Below are 17,829 nucleotides of genomic sequence, written 5' to 3'. Positions count from 1 at the left end.
ACATAATAATAATGCGGGTGTAGTTTAGTGGTAAAACCTCAGCCTTCCAAGCTGATGTTGTCGGTTCGATTCCGATCACCCGCTCCATAAATTTTTAAAACATGAACATTGAAAACTGAATGACAATATGTCAACGTTAATTCCAATAATTTGAGTGAACTTCGTTCACTCCCAAGAGTGATTGCCATAAGCAATCAAAGAGCATTATCAAACAAACTATTATGGAGAGTTTGATCCTGGCTCAGGATGAACGCTGGCGGCGTGCCTAATACATGCAAGTCGAGCGAATTGACAGAGGTGCTTGCACCTCTCGATTTTAGCGGCGGACGGGTGAGTAACACGTGGGTAACCTACCTATAAGACTGGGATAACTTCGGGAAACCGGAGCTAATACCGGATAATATTTAGCTTCGCATGAAGCAATAGTGAAAGACGGTTCTGCTGTCACTTATAGATGGACCTGCGGTGTATTAGCTAGTTGGTGAGGTAACGGCTCACCAAGGCAACGATACATAGCCGACCTGAGAGGGTGATCGGCCACACTGGGACTGAGACACGGCCCAGACTCCTACGGGAGGCAGCAGTAGGGAATCTTCCGCAATGGACGAAAGTCTGACGGAGCAACGCCGCGTGAGTGAAGAAGGTTTTCGGATCGTAAAACTCTGTTGTAAGGGAAGAACAAGTACGTTAGTAACTGAACGTACCTTGACGGTACCTTACCAGAAAGCCACGGCTAACTACGTGCCAGCAGCCGCGGTAATACGTAGGTGGCAAGCGTTATCCGGAATTATTGGGCGTAAAGCGCGCGTAGGCGGTCTCTTAAGTCTGATGTGAAAGCCCCCGGCTCAACCGGGGAGGGTCATTGGAAACTGGGAGACTTGAGTACAGAAGAGGAGAGTGGAATTCCATGTGTAGCGGTGAAATGCGCAGAGATATGGAGGAACACCAGTGGCGAAGGCGGCTCTCTGGTCTGTAACTGACGCTGAGGTGCGAAAGCGTGGGGATCAAACAGGATTAGATACCCTGGTAGTCCACGCCGTAAACGATGAGTGCTAAGTGTTGGGGGGTTTCCGCCCCTCAGTGCTGCAGCTAACGCATTAAGCACTCCGCCTGGGGAGTACGGTCGCAAGACTGAAACTCAAAGGAATTGACGGGGACCCGCACAAGCGGTGGAGCATGTGGTTTAATTCGAAGCAACGCGAAGAACCTTACCAAATCTTGACATCCTTTGACAACTCTAGAGATAGAGCTTTCCCCTTCGGGGGACAAAGTGACAGGTGGTGCATGGTTGTCGTCAGCTCGTGTCGTGAGATGTTGGGTTAAGTCCCGCAACGAGCGCAACCCTTATCTTTAGTTGCCATCATTAAGTTGGGCACTCTAGAGAGACTGCCGGTGACAAACCGGAGGAAGGTGGGGATGACGTCAAATCATCATGCCCCTTATGATTTGGGCTACACACGTGCTACAATGGATGGTACAAAGGGCAGCAAAACCGCGAGGTCAAGCAAATCCCATAAAACCATTCTCAGTTCGGATTGTAGTCTGCAACTCGACTACATGAAGCTGGAATCGCTAGTAATCGTAGATCAGCATGCTACGGTGAATACGTTCCCGGGTCTTGTACACACCGCCCGTCACACCACGAGAGTTTGTAACACCCGAAGCCGGTGGAGTAACCTTTTAGGAGCTAGCCGTCGAAGGTGGGACAGATGATTGGGGTGAAGTCGTAACAAGGTAGCCGTATCGGAAGGTGCGGCTGGATCACCTCCTTTCTAAGGATAATTACGGAAATCAGACCTTTAGGTCTGATAGGGATTAACATTGACATATTGTATTCAGTTTTGAATGTTTATCGGACCTTCGGTCCAGTAAGTCATTCAAATTGTACTTTGAAAACTAGATAAAGTAAGAAGAAATAAAAGATTTTACCAAGCAAAACCGAGTGAGTTCATTTTTGAATTCTTAAAAAAATCGCGCGTCTGCATTTATGCAGACATCACAATTATTAATAACAGATTAAGTTATTAAGGGCGCACGGTGGATGCCTTGGCACTAGAAGCCGAAGAAGGACGTTACTAACGACGATATGCTTTGGGGAGCTGTAAGTAAGCTTTGATCCAGAGATTTCCGAATGGGGAAACCCAGCATGAGTTATGTCATGTTATCCATATATGAATACATAGTATATGAGAAGGCACACCCGGAGAACTGAAACATCTAAGTACCCGGAGGAAGAGAAAGAAAACTCGATTCCCTTAGTAGCGGCGAGCGAAACGGGAAGAGCCCAAACCAGAGAGCTTGCTCTCTGGGGTTGTAGGACACTCAATACGGAGTTACAAAGGAACAGTTTAGACGAATGACTTTGGAAAAGTCAGCCATAGAAGGTAAAGGCCCTGTAGTCGAAAAGTTGTTCTCTCCTGAGTGGATCCTGAGTACGGCGGAACACGTGGAATTCCGTCGGAATCCGGGAGGACCATCTCCCAAGGCTAAATACTCTCTAGTGACCGATAGTGAACCAGTACCGTGAGGGAAAGGTGAAAAGCACCCCGGAAGGGGAGTGAAATAGAACCTGAAACCGTGTGCTTACAAGTAGTCAGAGCCCGTTAATGGGTGATGGCGTGCCTTTTGTAGAATGAACCGGCGAGTTACGATTTGATGCAAGGTTAAGCAGTATATGTGGAGCCGTAGCGAAAGCGAGTCTGAATAGGGCGAATGAGTATCAGGTCGTAGACCCGAAACCAGGTGATCTACCCATGTCCAGGTTGAAGTTCAGGTAACACTGAATGGAGGACCGAACCGACTTACGTTGAAAAGTGAGCGGATGAGGTGTGGGTAGCGGAGAAATTCCAATCGAACCTGGAGATAGCTGGTTCTCTCCGAAATAGCTTTAGGGCTAGCCTCGTGTGATGATTATTGGAGGTAGAGCACTGTTTGGACTAGGGGCCCCCCTCGGGTTACCGAATTCAGACAAACTCCGAATGCCAAATAATTTAACACGGGAGTCAGACTGCGGGTGATAAGGTCCGTAGTCGAGAGGGAAACAGCCCAGACCACCAGCTAAGGTCCCAAAATATATGTTAAGTGGAAAAGGATGTGGCGTTGCCCAGACAACTAGGATGTTGGCTTAGAAGCAGCCATCATTTAAAGAGTGCGTAATAGCTCACTAGTCGAGTGACGCTGCGCCGAAAATGTACCGGGGCTAAACATATTACCGAAGCTGTGGATTGTCCAATGGACAATGGTAGGAGAGCGTTCTAAGCAGCGTCGAAGCATGATCGCAAGGACATGTGGAGCGCTTAGAAGTGAGAATGCCGGTGTGAGTAGCGAAAGACGGGTGAGAATCCCGTCCACCGATTGACTAAGGTTTCCAGAGGAAGGCTCGTCCGCTCTGGGTTAGTCGGGACCTAAGCCGAGGCCGAATGGCGTAGGCGATGGATAACAGGTAGATATTCCTGTACCACCTAAGATTGTTTGAACGATGGGGGGACGCAGTAGGATAGGCGAAGCGTACTGTTGGTTATGTACGTCCAAGCACTGAGACTGAGTATTAGGCAAATCCGGTACTCTTAAGGTCAAGGTGTGATGGGGAGCGAAATTATAGTAGCGAAGTCGTTGATTTCACACTGCCAAGAAAAGCCTCTAGTTAGAAATTAGGTGCCCGTACCGCAAACCGACACAGGTAGTCAAGATGAGAATTCTAAGGTGAGCGAGCGAACTCTCGTTAAGGAACTCGGCAAAATGACCCCGTAACTTCGGGAGAAGGGGTGCTTTTTAGGGTGCAAGCCTTGAAGAGCCGCAGTGAATAGGCCCAAGCGACTGTTTATCAAAAACACAGGTCTCTGCAAAACCGTAAGGTGACGTATAGGGGCTGACGCCTGCCCGGTGCTGGAAGGTTAAAAGGAGTGGTTAGCATCTCGCGAAGCTACGAATTGAAGCCCCAGTAAACGGCGGCCGTAACTATAACGGTCCTAAGGTAGCGAAATTCCTTGTCGGGTAAGTTCCGACCCGCACGAAAGGCGTAACGATTTGGGCACTGTCTCAACGAGAGACTCGGTGAAATCATAGTACCTGTGAAGATGCAGGTTACCCGCGACAGGACGGAAAGACCCCGTGGAGCTTTACTGCAGCCTGATATTGAAATTCGGCACAGCTTGTACAGGATAGGTAGGAGCCTTTGAAGCGTGAGCGTCAGCTTACGTGGAGGCGTTGGTGGGATACTACCCTGGCTGTGTTGACTTTCTAACCCGCACCACTTATCGTGGTGGGAGACAGTGTCAGGCGGGCAGTTTGACTGGGGCGGTCGCCTCCTAAAGAGTAACGGAGGCGCTCAAAGGTTCCCTCAGAATGGTTGGAAATCATTCGCAGAGTGTAAAGGCACAAGGGAGCTTGACTGCGAGACCTACAAGTCGAGCAGGGTCGAAAGACGGACTTAGTGATCCGGTGGTTCCGCATGGAAGGGCCATCGCTCAACGGATAAAAGCTACCCCGGGGATAACAGGCTTATCTCCCCCAAGAGTTCACATCGACGGGGAGGTTTGGCACCTCGATGTCGGCTCATCGCATCCTGGGGCTGTAGTCGGTCCCAAGGGTTGGGCTGTTCGCCCATTAAAGCGGTACGCGAGCTGGGTTCAGAACGTCGTGAGACAGTTCGGTCCCTATCCGTCGTGGGCGTAGGAAATTTGAGAGGAGCTGTCCTTAGTACGAGAGGACCGGGATGGACATACCTCTGGTGTACCAGTTGTCGCGCCAGCGGCATAGCTGGGTAGCTATGTATGGACGGGATAAGTGCTGAAAGCATCTAAGCATGAAGCCCCCCTCAAGATGAGATTTCCCAACTTCGGTTATAAGATCCCTCAAAGATGATGAGGTTAATAGGTTCGAGGTGGAAGTACAGTAATGTATGGAGCTGACGAATACTAATCGATCGAAGACTTAATCAATTTTATAGATTTTTTATTCGGTATTGCCGGGTAATATCTAAATTTTCTTCTTACTTATCTAGTTTTGAAAGTATAATATATTATCTTTCATTTGTCTGGTGACGATGGCAGAGAGGTCACACCTGTTCCCATACCGAACACAGAAGTTAAGCTCTCTAGCGCCGATGGTAGTTGGTCTTACGATCCGCGAGAGTAGGACGTTGCCGGGCAATTCATAAGAGATCCTTCGGGGTCTCTTTTTTGTTTATATATTTAATCATATGTTTATATGAGTGGGCGAAATAATAACTATTTCGCCCACTCGCACGATTTCTAATCATAGTATTTAAAGTGAGTTGGCTGCAACACAACAATGCAGCCAACTCATCAAACAAAAGAAGTATTATTATCCATCAATCAATTACATTAATACAAACATTTCATGATACAATAATATATATTTGAAAAATAGGTGAAGAAAATGGAATTACTAATTAATTCAATAGAAGAAACGCAAAAACTTGCTACAACAATTGCCCAATTTTCAAAGCCACAAACAGTTATTTTGTTAAAAGGTGATCTTGGAGTGGGTAAAACAACATTTAGTCAATATTTTGGACAGGCGTTAGGTGTAGCATCTGTTATCAGTTCTCCAACGTTTAATATCATTAAATCTTATGAAGCGCGCATCCCGTTTCATCATATGGATTGTTACCGTTTAGTAGGTGCGGAAGATGATTTAGGATTTGATGATTATTTTTATGGTGATGGTGTTACTTTAGTAGAGTGGCCACAAATGATTGCTGACTTTCTGCCTGATGATTATCTGCAAATTGAAATAGAGCGTATTGATGATACGAGACGTTTATTTAAACTTTCGTCACATGGTAATCGTTCAACAAATTTAAAGGAGCAAATTGAGTATGAGACTACTACATATCGATACGAGTAATCAACCGTTATCTGTTGCTATTACTGAAGGTAATGAAGTGTTAGCAGAATTTAATAGTGGCATGAGAATCAACCATTCAATTACAATGATGTCTCAGATTGAATCTCTTTTAGAATATACAAAACTTGAAATGAAAGATATTGAAGGCATTGTAGTGGCAAAAGGACCAGGTTCATATACAGGGTTACGTATAGGTGTTACAGCTGCAAAGACACTTGCTTATACTTTAAATATTCCCTTATATGCTGTATCTAGTTTAGCTGCCATTGCTGCAACTGTGAGAATGCATGAATTTTTATTGATACCTGTTATTGATGCTCGACGTAACCACGTATATGCGGGCATATATCGATACAAGGGTGTTAAATTAGAACTTGTTGAAGATGATACGTATATATCAATTGATGAATTAAATCAAAAATTAAAAGAACAACATTTACCGTATCTATTTATTGGAATGGATGCTGAGAAACTGGCAGAACAGTTAAAAGGTCCATCTTACTATTGTATTCCTCGCAGTGCTGAAATGAGAAGACTCATTAATGAATCGTATTTAGTCAATGCACATACGTTTGAACCTACGTATTTAAGAATATCAGAGGCTGAGCGTAATTGGCAGAACAATCAGGCTTAACAATTAGAAAGATGTTGCTTGAAGATGTTCCGGCAATATATGAGATAGAACAAAAAGCGTTTCCATCAGGTTCATGGAATTTAGATGCTTTTTATCATGAACTCGAAAAAAATGAGTTTGCGCATTATTTTACGATGTTGCAGGATAATAAAGTAATAGGATATCTCGGTATGTGGATAGTTATTGATCAGGCACAAATTACTACGGTTGCAATAGATGAAGCAATGCGTAGCAAAGGATATGGTAAGTTATTATTAGAGTATGTTATGAATTATGCACGTCTTACTTGTGAAATGATGAGTCTGGAAGTGAGAGAAGAGAACTTAACGGCTCGTCGTTTGTATGAATCATTCGGTTTTACATATGGTGGAGTTAGACGTGACTATTATGGTCCGAATCAGGATGCGAAAGTTATGTGGGTGAAATTAAAATGAGCGATGTAACAATATTAGCAATAGAAACAAGTTGTGATGAAACTGCAGTGAGTATTGTAAGAAATGGATATGAGGTGCTGAGCAACGTCGTTAACAGTCAAATAGAATCTCATAAACGATTTGGTGGCGTTGTACCAGAAGTAGCAAGCAGACATCATGTAGAAAATATTACAATCGTTATTGAAGAAGCAATTGATGAAGCGAATCTTAGTTGGAATGACATTGATGCCGTTGCAGTGACAGAAGGACCAGGTCTAATCGGTGCATTGCTTGTAGGCATCAACGCAGCAAAAGCATTAGCGCTAGCGCATAACAAACCGTTAATACCTGTACATCATATCGCAGGGCATGTTTATGCAAATCATATTGAAGCGCGATTAACTTTTCCGTTATTAGCTTTAGTAGTGTCAGGAGGTCATACAGAACTGGTTGTTATGAAAGACCATATGGACTTTGAAATGATTGGACAGACACGTGATGATGCTGTCGGTGAAGCGTACGACAAAGTAGCAAGAACTATTAATCTACCTTATCCGGGAGGACCTCATGTTGATAGATTAGCCGCTATAGGTGAAGATACTTTAAAATTACCACGCCCAATATTAGAAGGCTATGATTTTAGTTTCAGCGGTTTAAAAAGTGCCGTAATTAATACATTGCATAATAAGAATCAAAAAGGTGAAAGCTATAAAGCAGAAGATGTGGCAGCAAGCTTTCAGGCGAGTGTCATTGATGTGTTATCAGAGAAAACATTTAATGCATTAGCTGAATATAATATTAAACAATTACTGATTTGTGGTGGTGTAGCGGCAAATAAAGGATTACGTGAACGTATGACGCAGCTATGTGCAGAAAAGAATATTAAATTGATGATACCTCGCTTTGAATTATGTACAGATAACGCAGCGATGATTGGTGCAGCAGCATATTATCAGTATATTAAATCTGAGTTTGCTGGAATGAATTTAAATGGAAGATCAAATATTGAATTAAAATAAAGGACAAAGTGAAAACTTTGTCCTCTTTTTAATGCATTATAGCGACGCAACCATTTAATAGTACAGTTAAAATGATTGAAAGAATAACCGATAGAATAATACTTCCTAAACAGCTACGTGGAAAACGATACATATATATACCCCTTAAAATATGATGCTGATTGAATAAAATTTCTACAATATATATACCACTTACATATAAAATTAAGCATTTATTTTTATCAATTTGTCTGTATTTTATCCACGCGAACACATGTACTTGTACACAAGTTGTGCACAAAATGTGTATAACTTAATGTCAATAGGGAGTATTACACAAAATTAATCATAATATGATACTCTTTTTCTGTGGATAACTAGGATAACTCTGTGGATTAGTGTAATAAAAGGATTTTTATTGTGTATAACTTTGTGTACAAAAATAACCGGCTATGCCGGTTATTTTTCTAATGCCAATTCTAATTCTGTCCACTGTTCGACTTTTTGTTCGAGTGTTTGATTTAATGTAATAAGTTCTTCATTTAAAGCATGAGATTTTTCATGGTCGTTAAATACTTCTGGTTGCGTAAGTCGTTCCTCTATACTACTAATTTGACTTTCCAGGTGCTGAATATCTTTTTCTGTACTTTCTAATTGACGTTCTAGTTTACGTCTTTCTTTTTGGTTCGCTTTAAAGTCATCGTTAGTCGTTTCTTTAGTAATTTGCTTTGACTCCTGTTCGATTAAGCTTTCATGCGCTAATCGTTCTTCTTCTTTTTCGATAAAATATGAATAGTCGCCGAGGAATAGCTTTCCACCCTTATCTGTCATCTGGAATATCTTTGTCGCTATTTTATTGATGAAATAACGATCATGGCTGACAAATAACAAGGTTCCCGGATAATGGATAAGTGCATCCTCCAGCACTTCTTTTGCATCGATATCGAGGTGGTTAGTCGGCTCATCAAGAATTAACACATTGTTTTCTTCAAGACTAAGTTTAGCAAGTTGTAATCTCGCTTTTTCTCCACCTGATAAGTCATTGATAATCTTTTTAACATCATCCTGAACGAATAGAAAGCGTCCCAGTACAGTACGAATATCTTTTTCAGGCATCGTTGGATAGTACTGCCATAATTCTTCTAGTACAGTATTATTTGAAGAAAATTCTGCTTGCTTTTGATCGTAATATCCGATTGAAAGATTAGCACCATACTTAATGTCACCGTGTAGTGCAGTTAACTGTTTGGCGATGGTTTTAATAAGCGTTGTTTTACCGATACCGTTTGGCCCAATAAATGCGACAGCATCCTGTTTTTTTATATCTAAGTTTAAATGTTCAGCAAGTGGCGTATCATAGCCGATAGCAAGGTCATCGATACGTAATACGTCATTTCCTGTTTCTTTCTGAATATTAAATCTTAAATTCATAGAATGATCGTCTTGTTTCGGAATATCAATCTTTGTCATCTTCTCAAGTACTTTACGACGTGATTTCGCCATACCACTCGTTGACGCACGTGTAATATTTTTTTGGACAAAGGTTTCCAAACGTTTAATCTCGGCCTGTTGTCGCTCATACTGTGCCTGCATCTTTTCGTAAAATTGATTACGTTGTTCAATGAATTTTGAATAGTTACCTATATATTTCTGAACTTGTCCTAATGCAACATCGTATACTGTATTAACAACTTTATCTAAAAAGTAACGGTCGTGTGAAATAATTACGATGGCACCATCATACGTCGTTAAATAATTTTCGAGCCAGGCAGTTGTATCCATGTCGAGATGGTTAGTAGGCTCATCGAGAAGTAGTAAGTCAGGATTATGAAGTAGCATTTCAGCAAGAGCAAGACGTGTCTTTTGTCCACCTGAAAATGTATCGATTTTCTGGTCAAAGTCTTCAGGTTTGAAGTTGAGACCTGTGAGCACTGTCTTTATTTTTGTTTCATAAAGATAGCCATCCTGAGCTTCAAATTGTTGCTGTAATTTCTCATAACTCGTTAATTTTTCCTGATATGCATCCGTGTGTGCATTATGACTTTCTTCGCTTAAATACAAAGCGATTTTGTCTAATTCCTGCTGCATTTTTTCCAGATGAAGGAACGGCTTTTTCATCGCTTCGTAGACGGTTCCTTCTGCATTCAAAGTCATTTGCTGAGTAAGATAGCCTAGTCTGATATTTTTAGCCATTGAAAGATTACCAGTATCGTAATCTTCAGTACCAGCTAGAATCTTCATTAAAGTGGTTTTACCAGCACCATTTCTTCCGACAATAGCGATACGGTCGTTAGATTTAACTTCGAATTTCACATTCGAAAATATATTTTCACCTGAGTAGGATTTAGTTAAATTGCTTGCTTGTAATAATATCAAGTTATTTCACCTCACTTTCATTGTACATGAAGGACGATGAGGTGGGAATGTTTTAATCAGTTTTGTGAAATTTCACATAGTCAATTAATATGTTAAGTGTTATAATCAAAAGTGATGTGAAATCTATCACAAATTTACTTGAAACAGGTGAGTAGGATGTCAAAGGACGAAATAAAGATTCCTAAAGCCACACTAAAGAGACTTCCTTTATATTATCGTTTTGTGAATACGTTATATAATTCAAATGTGGAAAGAGTCAGTAGTAAGGAGCTAAGTGAAGGCTTACAAATTGATTCGGCAACAATACGAAGAGATTTTTCTTATTTTGGTGAGCTAGGAAAAAAAGGATATGGCTACAACGTTAACTTTTTATTAAACTTTTTTAAGACAACTTTGCAGCAGGACATGATTACAAAAGTTGCAATTATCGGAGTAGGGAATCTGGGAACTGCACTTGTTAATTATAATTTCTCGATCAATGATCGCATGAAGATTACAGCAGCCTTTGATACAAGCTCAACTTCTATCGGAAAGACGATTGGGAAGATTACTGTCGAAGATATGAAGGATTTCGAAAAAATTGTTGAAGAGACAGGCATTCAAGTTGTAATATTAACAGTACCAGGTGCGGTTGCACAAGACGTGGCAAATAGAGTGACAAAAGCACAAATAAAAGGTATATTAAACTTTACACCAGAACGTTTAACAGTACCAAATGGGGTGCACGTGCATCACATCGATTTAGGTGTTGAATTACAGTCGCTAATATTCTTTATGAAAAATCATTAGGGGGTAAAATAGATGTTATTTGTAAATACAGTTGGTATGATATCACCTGCAATTGCTATTTTCTTAGGGATTATCGCGTTAATTATTTTCGGACCTAAGAAATTACCAGAATTCGGTCGTGCGATGGGTACATCTTTAAAAGAATTTAAAGATGCAACAGATGGTATTATGAAAGATCATGACAAAGATAATAAAGACGTAAAATAATTTAGAAATTCAAAACGGCGACAGTGTTTGCCGTTTTTTTATGAGGAGGTCCATTCCTTTGATGAATAAAGATGATTTAACCGTTGTTGAGCATTTGGATGAATTGCGTAAACGCATTATGGTCGTGCTCTATTGTTTAGTAGCTGGGACGGCAGTAGGATTTTACTTTGGTAAACCTGTTACTAAATTCTTAACAAAAGATGATGTTCCTAAAGGTATTGAGTTGCATTATTTTAAAGTTAGTGATCCGTTAACGATTTATATTACAGTGATTATGATTATTGCATTGATCATTATATCTCCAGTCATTTTATATCAGTTATGGGCATTTATCTCTCCGGGATTACATCCAAAAGAACGCCGTGCAACATTATCATACATTCCAATCAGTTTAATTTTATTTCTAGCAGGACTTAGTTTTAGTTATTTTTATGTATTTCCTTATTTGATTCAGTTCACGATTGGACTTGCGAGTGAGATGGGTGTTAATCAGATGATCGGTGTTAGGGAGTATTTCAATGAAATGCTGAGATTTACGATTCCATTCGGATTCTTGTTCCAGTTACCGATACTGTTGTTGTTTTTAACAAGACTTGGTATTGTAACACCGATGTTCTTAAAGAAAAATCGAAAATACGCGTATTTTGCTTTATTTGTGATTACTGCATTAATTTCACCGCCGGATTTAATTTCATATTTGATGTTCTCATTTCCAATGTTGTTATTATACGAAGTGAGCATACAAATCAGTAAGATTGGATATCGTCAATTTTTAAAAGGTGAACAACGTTTAATTGAAGAAGAACTAATGGACTAACCACTCTGGAGAGTGGTTAGTTTTTTGATGTTTAGTGGAAAAAACTTCAAACAAATGCCCACATGGAATCAGAAGTGTGCACGAACAGGAAAAAACTTCAAACAAATGCCCACATCAAATCAGAAGTGTGCACGAACAGGAAAAAACTTCAAACAAGTGCCCACATGGAATCAGAAGTGTGCACGAACAGGAAAAAACTTCAAACAAGTGCCCACTTGGAATCAGAAGTGTGCATCTATACCCATTAATATCCAACTCAAATTTGATATGTACCCTCTTTATCTGTACGTTTTAAATTTTTCCTGATAAAACGCTCGATTTTGTAGTTTCTCCCATCACTTCCCGTAATAAACTTCGTAAATTTACCAACTTTCACACTGCCCACTTTATGAATTGCACAATATTCTTTCAGTGCATAGTGCATCACATCATTAAAACTATAAATTTCATGACAGCATGGCATCTTTATCAGATTAGAAAATTCTACGTCTTGCACAACAGCACATTTCGGACATTTCAGACCTTTAAAAAACACAGCTTCTGTAATATCAAGTTCAACACTATGGATTGATTCTGATCGATGTGCTTTCACAAGCAATTCTGCAATATCATAATCCACTTCCATTACAGGGTGCATCTTTAATTCATGAAATGATGACTGCAATTCGTTTGCGTGTAACAAGCGTGGATGTCTACCGTCATTTTTAAACGTCACATCATTATTTACAAATACAAAAAACCCCACAACTGTAAAGTTCACGCCGAAATGCTTCCATATATAATTCCTTAAAAAAGTTTCAGATCTGCTGATCTGTAAATCAGGATTTTCAATCTCTTTATAACCGTGATAGAATTTGCCATCTTGATAACGAGAATCCCTCGTATAGTATTTCGCATCTAATATATATGCACTTTGATTCACGATAACGATTGTATCGAACTGTCGTTCAATCTTACCATCTAACAATCTTAAATCCTGAATGACTAATGCATTCCCAAAATTTACACGACTAACAATACGATCAAGCAGTTGCTCGCCGTAATAGCCTTTTAATTCTAATTCATAATCGGATAAATCGAGATTACTGCGTCCTTTGAGGTGGTGTAACTGAAGCAAAGAAGAGGAAGGTTGTCTTGTTTTGATAATCATAAAGTCTCCTGTTAGATATTCAATGATCAATACACTCTCTTTATATCACGAATTTCTAAAACATGCTAAAATAAAGTCAATATGTAAGGGGTGGCAACATGAATAATATATTAGATATTGCGAATCTCGCTGGCGTTTCAAAAAGCACCGTCTCAAGATATTTAAACGGTGGTTCAGTAAGTGAGAAGACGAGACAGAGAATTGATAAAATTGTGCAGGAAACGGGTTTCAAGCCTAACCAGTTTGCACAAAGTTTAAAAGCGAAGCGCACGAATATGATAGGTGTTATCGTACCCCGTCTAAATTCATTTGCTTCTAATGAAACGCTACTCGGTATTGAAACGACACTACGCCGTCAAAACTATCAAACTTTAATTGCTAATACAGATTTGTCTATTGATTTAGAGTTAAATGCGATTAAGACTTTTCATACGAGTAAAGTTGATGGCATCATTCTGCTAGCTACGACTTTAACAGAGGAACATATTGAACACATCGAATCTTTAGATAAACCTTTTCTGCTTATCGGTCAGCAAGATGCACATATTCACTCAATTATTCAGAATGATTATGCAGCAGGCATAAAGATCGGTAAATATTTTAAAAATCTCGAATATCAAAATATCGCTTATCTTGGTGTGCCTGAAACGGATATTGCAGTTGGCCAAAAAAGAAAACAAGGTGTAATCAAAGGGTTTGGGCAAACCGTCCCATTATATGAAACGACCTTTAAACTTCAAGACGCAACAGAAGCTGCAAAGCAGTTAGTAGAAAAATATGATGCACTTATTTGTGCGACAGATAATATCGCACTTGGCGTATTGAAAGCAGCCCAACAACAAAAAGTAAAAGTACCTGAGCAACTATCGATCACTGGATTTGGGGGTTATGAAACGACATCTATTGTGACACCGATGATCACGACGATTAAATTTCCGTATTTTGAGACAGGTGAGTTAGCAGCTAAATCAATGCTCGATTTAATTGACGAAAAAGAGGTGCCGTTACTTCAGGAAATGTCGTTTGAATTAGAAGAAAAAGAAAGCGTTGACAAAAAAGCAGTACAAGCATAAAATGACACTAAATAGAATGGAACCGGTACCAAAAAGGAGTATATATATGATTGAATGGACACGAGAAGAACGATATCAAAGATTAGAAGCATTACCAGAAGACCAATATTTAAAATTAATAGAACAGACGAAACAATCTCCTCACAGACAGTTATTTCATATTCAGCCACCCACGGGATTACTGAACGATCCAAATGGATTTGCTTATTTTAACGGTCAGTATCATTTATTCTATCAATGGTTCCCGTTAGGACCGGTACATGGTTTGAAATACTGGTATCATACCGTAAGTGATAATCTTGCAACTTTTAAAAATGTAGGAATTGCACTCCGTCCGGATACTCAGTTTGATAGTCATGGTGCTTATTCAGGCTCGGGACTAGTTGTAGATGATACGCTGAAACTAATCTATACAGGCAATCATCGTACAGATGCATGGGAACGCATTCCTTATCAGATGATTGCAACGATGCATAAAGACGGTACAATTACAAAAGATGAAACACCGATTATCAGTGGTCCACAACCTGGTTATACAGATCATTTCCGCGACCCGAAAGTTTGGTTTGAAAATGGTTACTATTATGCCGTGATTGGTGCTCAAAGAACAGATGAGACAGGTACTGTTGTTGTATATCAATCTATTGATTTAAAGCACTGGACGTTTATCTCTGAGTTAAAAACTGACTACACAGACTTCGGATATATGTGGGAGTGTCCGGATTATTTTGAATTGAATAATACGGATGTATTATTATTCTGTCCACAAGGCATTGATAAATATGAAGATCAGTTCTGGAACATTTATCAGTCTGGTTATGTGCTCGGTAAACTCGATAAAGAGACATTCGAGATGACACACGGTGAATTTATAGAACTGGATCATGGATTTGATTTTTATGCACCTCAAACAACACTCGATAAAGATGGAAACAGAGTATTAATTGGATGGATGGGATTACCTGATACAGGCTATCCAACCGATAAAGAAGGATGGGCGCACTGTTTAACAATTCCGCGCGTATTAACGATAGAAGATAACAAGTTACGTCAACGTCCGGTGGAATCACTTAAATCATTACGTGGTAACGTAGAAACGGCAGAAGGTTATGCTACGAAAAAGAATGTAAAACTTCATCCTTATGAAGGGACGCATTATGAATTGATCGTCGATGTGCTTGACAATGATTCGACTGAATTTTATATAGAGTTACGCGTCTCTAAGAAGGAAAGTACGATGATTACTTATAATAAAGCAGAAAAACGCATCACGCTGGATCGATTTGATAGCGGACAGTTACCAGAAGGCGTTGATGGATATAGCCGTTCAGTTGTATTAGATGAAGATTTAAATCAATTACAGATATTCGTAGATACTTCGTCTATAGAAATCTTTATCAATGACGGAGAGAAGGTAATGACGACACGTATCTTTACATCACAAGATGCTAAAGGTATTCGCACATCGACTGAATCAGGTCAGGTGTACTTTAAATTTACAAAATATGACCTTAAGGAGGCAAACGAATGAGCGCATTATTCGCAATCGGTGAAGCATTGATTGACTTTATTCCTCAGACAAAAGGTGTGAAGTTAAAAGAGGTTAAATCTTTTGAAACGAAAGTAGGAGGAGCTCCTGCAAACGTTGCAGCAAGTGTCGCTAAATTAGGAGGAAAGTCTTATTTAATTTCACAACTGGGTGTTGATGCATTCGGAGATTTAATCATCGATACATTGGAAGATACAGGTGTTAATACAACTTATATTACACGCTCAAATGAAGCAAATACAGCTCTTGCATTTGTAAGCTTAACGCTCGAAGGTGAACGTGATTTTTCATTCTACCGAAATCCTTCAGCAGATATGTTAAGAACAGCAGAAAATTTGCCGGAACAGATTCAACCGGAAGACATTATGCATTTCTCATCCGTTGACTTGATTCCGTCACCGATGAAAGATACACATATCACATTGATAGACAAGTTCCATGAAGCAGGTGGCTTAGTCATCTTTGATCCGAACTTAAGATTTCCACTGTGGCCGGACAAAGCATTGCTAAAAGAAACGGTCCAGACTTTCATGCCAAAAGCGCATATATTAAAAATTTCAGATGAAGAACTAGAATTTATTACAGGTATTAGTAATGTAGACGAGGCAGTTCAAAACCTGTTTAAAGGTCATACAGAAGCGGTCATCTATACAGAAGGTCCAAAAGGCGCAACCGTATATTTTAAAGATTACAACGTTCACGCACCAGGAGAAGTTGTCACGGTAGAAGATACGACAGGCGCAGGAGATGCTTTTATTGGTGCTGTAATCTATCAATTGTTAAATAAAACACAACAAATTAGCTATCTAAAAGAAAATGCTTACGATATTTTAGCATTTGCCAATCAAGTAGGGGCATACACAACGACAGGTAAAGGTGCCATCGAAAGTTTACCAAATATAAATGATTTAAAACTACGATTTTCCTAAAATTGTAGTTTTTTTTAATAAAAAGCATTATTTTTTATCAAAAATTTAAATATTTATTTAAATTATTCCCAACATATAGTATATAATATATATAAGTATTAATTTCTAATTAATGTTTTGTAATATTGTCTTATTTTTAATGAAAAGTTTGGAGGTTATTAGCTATGTATTCCGTTTTAGGCCAAATTACACAAATGTACGACACATTCACACCGGTTGAAAAACGCATTGCAGATTTGATGATAGATCAACCTGTAAAAGTTGTGAATTTACCAATTAAAGAGATAGCGAAAATGGCAGGGACCAGTGAAGCTGCCATCGTACGGTTCAGCAAGCGCCTAGGACTCTCTGGAATCAAAGTTGTAAAAGTAGAACTTGCAAGAGAATTACATACGATTGACACTGAGAAAAAACCTTCTAAGATAGAATTTACAGATTCAGTTGAAGTGTTAAAAGAAAAAGTATTCAATAATTCAATTCAAGCTTTATACAATACAGAAAAAATATTATCGCCAAAAATAATTGATGATGCAGCACAAGCAATTATTAAAGCAAAGCGTATGATGATATTTGGAGTAGGGATAGCTCAAGTCGTTGGAGAAGACTTTCGACTTAAGCTTGCGCAAATTGATAAACTTGCACATCTTGCAAATGATTCATTTACCGCAGTATCAATGCTTGCAAACTTCGAACCAGGCGACGTATTGTTTGCGATAACTTCATCAGGTAGAAGTAAAGAAATTATCGAAGTAATTAAATATGCAAAGAAACAAAAGATTACGATTATCCTACTTACTCAAAAAGTACCTTCACCTGCTTTACGCATGGCAGATATCGCGCTTGCTATGGCGAAAGAAGAAAGTGATTTTAAAGTTGGGACGATGACGGTTCGTCTTGTACAACTGGCTATTATTGATGCAGTATATTTAAGAATTGGTTCAATACAAAGTGAAGTAGTTATTAAAAGTTTAACAAACGTTAACAATGCACGTGAAGATATTCAGGATGCCCAATAATGTTAAG

13 protein-coding genes, 1 tRNA gene and 3 rRNA genes are annotated in these 17,829 nt (G+C 39.4%); 15 read left to right on the top strand and 2 right to left on the bottom strand.

The genetic code is table 11. The features are described from left to right. The first annotated feature begins 13 nt into the window (after window positions 1–13). The 8 genes from KFV12_RS11470 to tsaD all read left to right on the top strand — a co-directional run bounded on the left by KFV12_RS11470 (window position 14) and on the right by tsaD (window position 7,937). Window positions 14–87 (top strand) — tRNA-Gly (locus KFV12_RS11470). Window positions 88–218: 131 nt separating this feature from the next. Then, a 16S ribosomal RNA gene (locus tag KFV12_RS11465) occupies window positions 219–1,772 on the top strand. A 242-nt stretch (window positions 1,773–2,014) separates the two neighbouring features. Continuing rightward, window positions 2,015–4,940 (top strand): 23S ribosomal RNA (locus tag KFV12_RS11460). Between the two features lie 94 nt (window positions 4,941–5,034). Continuing rightward, window positions 5,035–5,149, top strand: a 5S ribosomal RNA gene (gene rrf / locus KFV12_RS11455). Together the 16S, 23S and 5S rRNA genes with 1 tRNA gene alongside form the textbook arrangement of a ribosomal RNA operon. Before the next feature lie 251 nt (window positions 5,150–5,400). After that, window positions 5,401–5,871 (top strand): tRNA (adenosine(37)-N6)-threonylcarbamoyltransferase complex ATPase subunit type 1 TsaE, encoded by a 471-nt coding sequence (gene tsaE, locus KFV12_RS11450; RefSeq protein WP_254256809.1) that lies wholly within the window; start codon window positions 5,401–5,403, stop codon window positions 5,869–5,871. Then, the gene (gene tsaB / locus KFV12_RS11445) at window positions 5,843–6,505 is read left to right on the top strand and encodes a tRNA (adenosine(37)-N6)-threonylcarbamoyltransferase complex dimerization subunit type 1 TsaB (protein WP_111715549.1); all 663 of its coding nucleotides are present in this window, start codon (window positions 5,843–5,845) and stop codon (window positions 6,503–6,505) included. Before tsaE ends, tsaB begins: the two co-directional genes overlap by 29 nt. An 11-nt stretch (window positions 6,506–6,516) precedes the next feature. Next, entirely contained in the window at window positions 6,517–6,939 is a 423-nt protein-coding gene (gene rimI / locus KFV12_RS11440) for a ribosomal protein S18-alanine N-acetyltransferase (RefSeq protein ID WP_254257656.1), read from the top strand. Further along, window positions 6,936–7,937 (top strand): tRNA (adenosine(37)-N6)-threonylcarbamoyltransferase complex transferase subunit TsaD, encoded by a 1,002-nt coding sequence (tsaD, locus tag KFV12_RS11435; protein ID WP_254256808.1) that lies wholly within the window; start codon window positions 6,936–6,938, stop codon window positions 7,935–7,937. The genes rimI and tsaD overlap by 4 nt, the downstream gene beginning before the upstream one ends. Window positions 7,938–8,375: 438 nt before the next feature. Here the strand turns inward: tsaD and KFV12_RS11430 are convergent, their stop codons facing one another. Then, on the bottom strand, window positions 8,376–10,292 hold the full coding sequence (locus KFV12_RS11430; RefSeq protein ID WP_254256807.1) for an ABC-F family ATP-binding cassette domain-containing protein: 1,917 nt from the start codon (window positions 10,290–10,292) through the stop codon (window positions 8,376–8,378). A gap of 156 nt (window positions 10,293–10,448) precedes the next feature. Between KFV12_RS11430 and KFV12_RS11425 the strand changes: the two genes are divergently transcribed. The 3 genes from KFV12_RS11425 to tatC all read left to right on the top strand — a co-directional run bounded on the left by KFV12_RS11425 (window position 10,449) and on the right by tatC (window position 12,105). After that, window positions 10,449–11,081 (top strand): redox-sensing transcriptional repressor Rex, encoded by a 633-nt coding sequence (locus tag KFV12_RS11425; protein ID WP_111715652.1) that lies wholly within the window; start codon window positions 10,449–10,451, stop codon window positions 11,079–11,081. Window positions 11,082–11,093: 12 nt separating this feature from the next. Next, the gene (gene tatA, locus KFV12_RS11420; protein WP_096078054.1) at window positions 11,094–11,288 is read left to right on the top strand and encodes a twin-arginine translocase TatA/TatE family subunit; all 195 of its coding nucleotides are present in this window, start codon (window positions 11,094–11,096) and stop codon (window positions 11,286–11,288) included. A 61-nt stretch (window positions 11,289–11,349) separates the two neighbouring features. Then, complete coding sequence (tatC, locus tag KFV12_RS11415; RefSeq protein WP_099576903.1) at window positions 11,350–12,105, top strand: twin-arginine translocase subunit TatC; 756 nt, start codon at window positions 11,350–11,352, stop codon at window positions 12,103–12,105. A gap of 256 nt (window positions 12,106–12,361) precedes the next feature. Here the strand turns inward: tatC and KFV12_RS11410 are convergent, their stop codons facing one another. Next, entirely contained in the window at window positions 12,362–13,255 is an 894-nt protein-coding gene (locus KFV12_RS11410; RefSeq protein ID WP_254256806.1) for a nuclease-related domain-containing protein, read from the bottom strand. Between the two features lie 98 nt (window positions 13,256–13,353). Here KFV12_RS11410 and KFV12_RS11405 point away from each other — a divergent pair, with 98 nt between their 5' ends. The 4 genes from KFV12_RS11405 to KFV12_RS11390 all read left to right on the top strand — a co-directional run bounded on the left by KFV12_RS11405 (window position 13,354) and on the right by KFV12_RS11390 (window position 17,822). Continuing rightward, complete coding sequence (locus tag KFV12_RS11405; protein WP_240837603.1) at window positions 13,354–14,328, top strand: LacI family DNA-binding transcriptional regulator; 975 nt, start codon at window positions 13,354–13,356, stop codon at window positions 14,326–14,328. 46 nt (window positions 14,329–14,374) lie between these two features. Then, the gene (locus tag KFV12_RS11400; RefSeq protein ID WP_254256805.1) at window positions 14,375–15,859 is read left to right on the top strand and encodes a glycoside hydrolase family 32 protein; all 1,485 of its coding nucleotides are present in this window, start codon (window positions 14,375–14,377) and stop codon (window positions 15,857–15,859) included. Then, window positions 15,856–16,806 (top strand): carbohydrate kinase family protein, encoded by a 951-nt coding sequence (locus tag KFV12_RS11395; RefSeq protein WP_254256804.1) that lies wholly within the window; start codon window positions 15,856–15,858, stop codon window positions 16,804–16,806. The genes KFV12_RS11400 and KFV12_RS11395 overlap by 4 nt, the downstream gene beginning before the upstream one ends. 164 nt (window positions 16,807–16,970) lie before the next feature. Next, on the top strand, window positions 16,971–17,822 hold the full coding sequence (locus tag KFV12_RS11390; protein WP_240837599.1) for a MurR/RpiR family transcriptional regulator: 852 nt from the start codon (window positions 16,971–16,973) through the stop codon (window positions 17,820–17,822). Window positions 17,823–17,829: the final 7 nt, after the last annotated feature.

Source organism: Macrococcus epidermidis, assembly GCF_024205965.1.
In the GTDB taxonomy this organism is placed as follows: Bacteria; Bacillota; Bacilli; order Staphylococcales; family Staphylococcaceae; genus Macrococcoides; species Macrococcoides epidermidis.
Note: the sequence above shows the minus strand (reverse complement) of the source record. Positions and strands in the feature narration are given on the sequence as shown.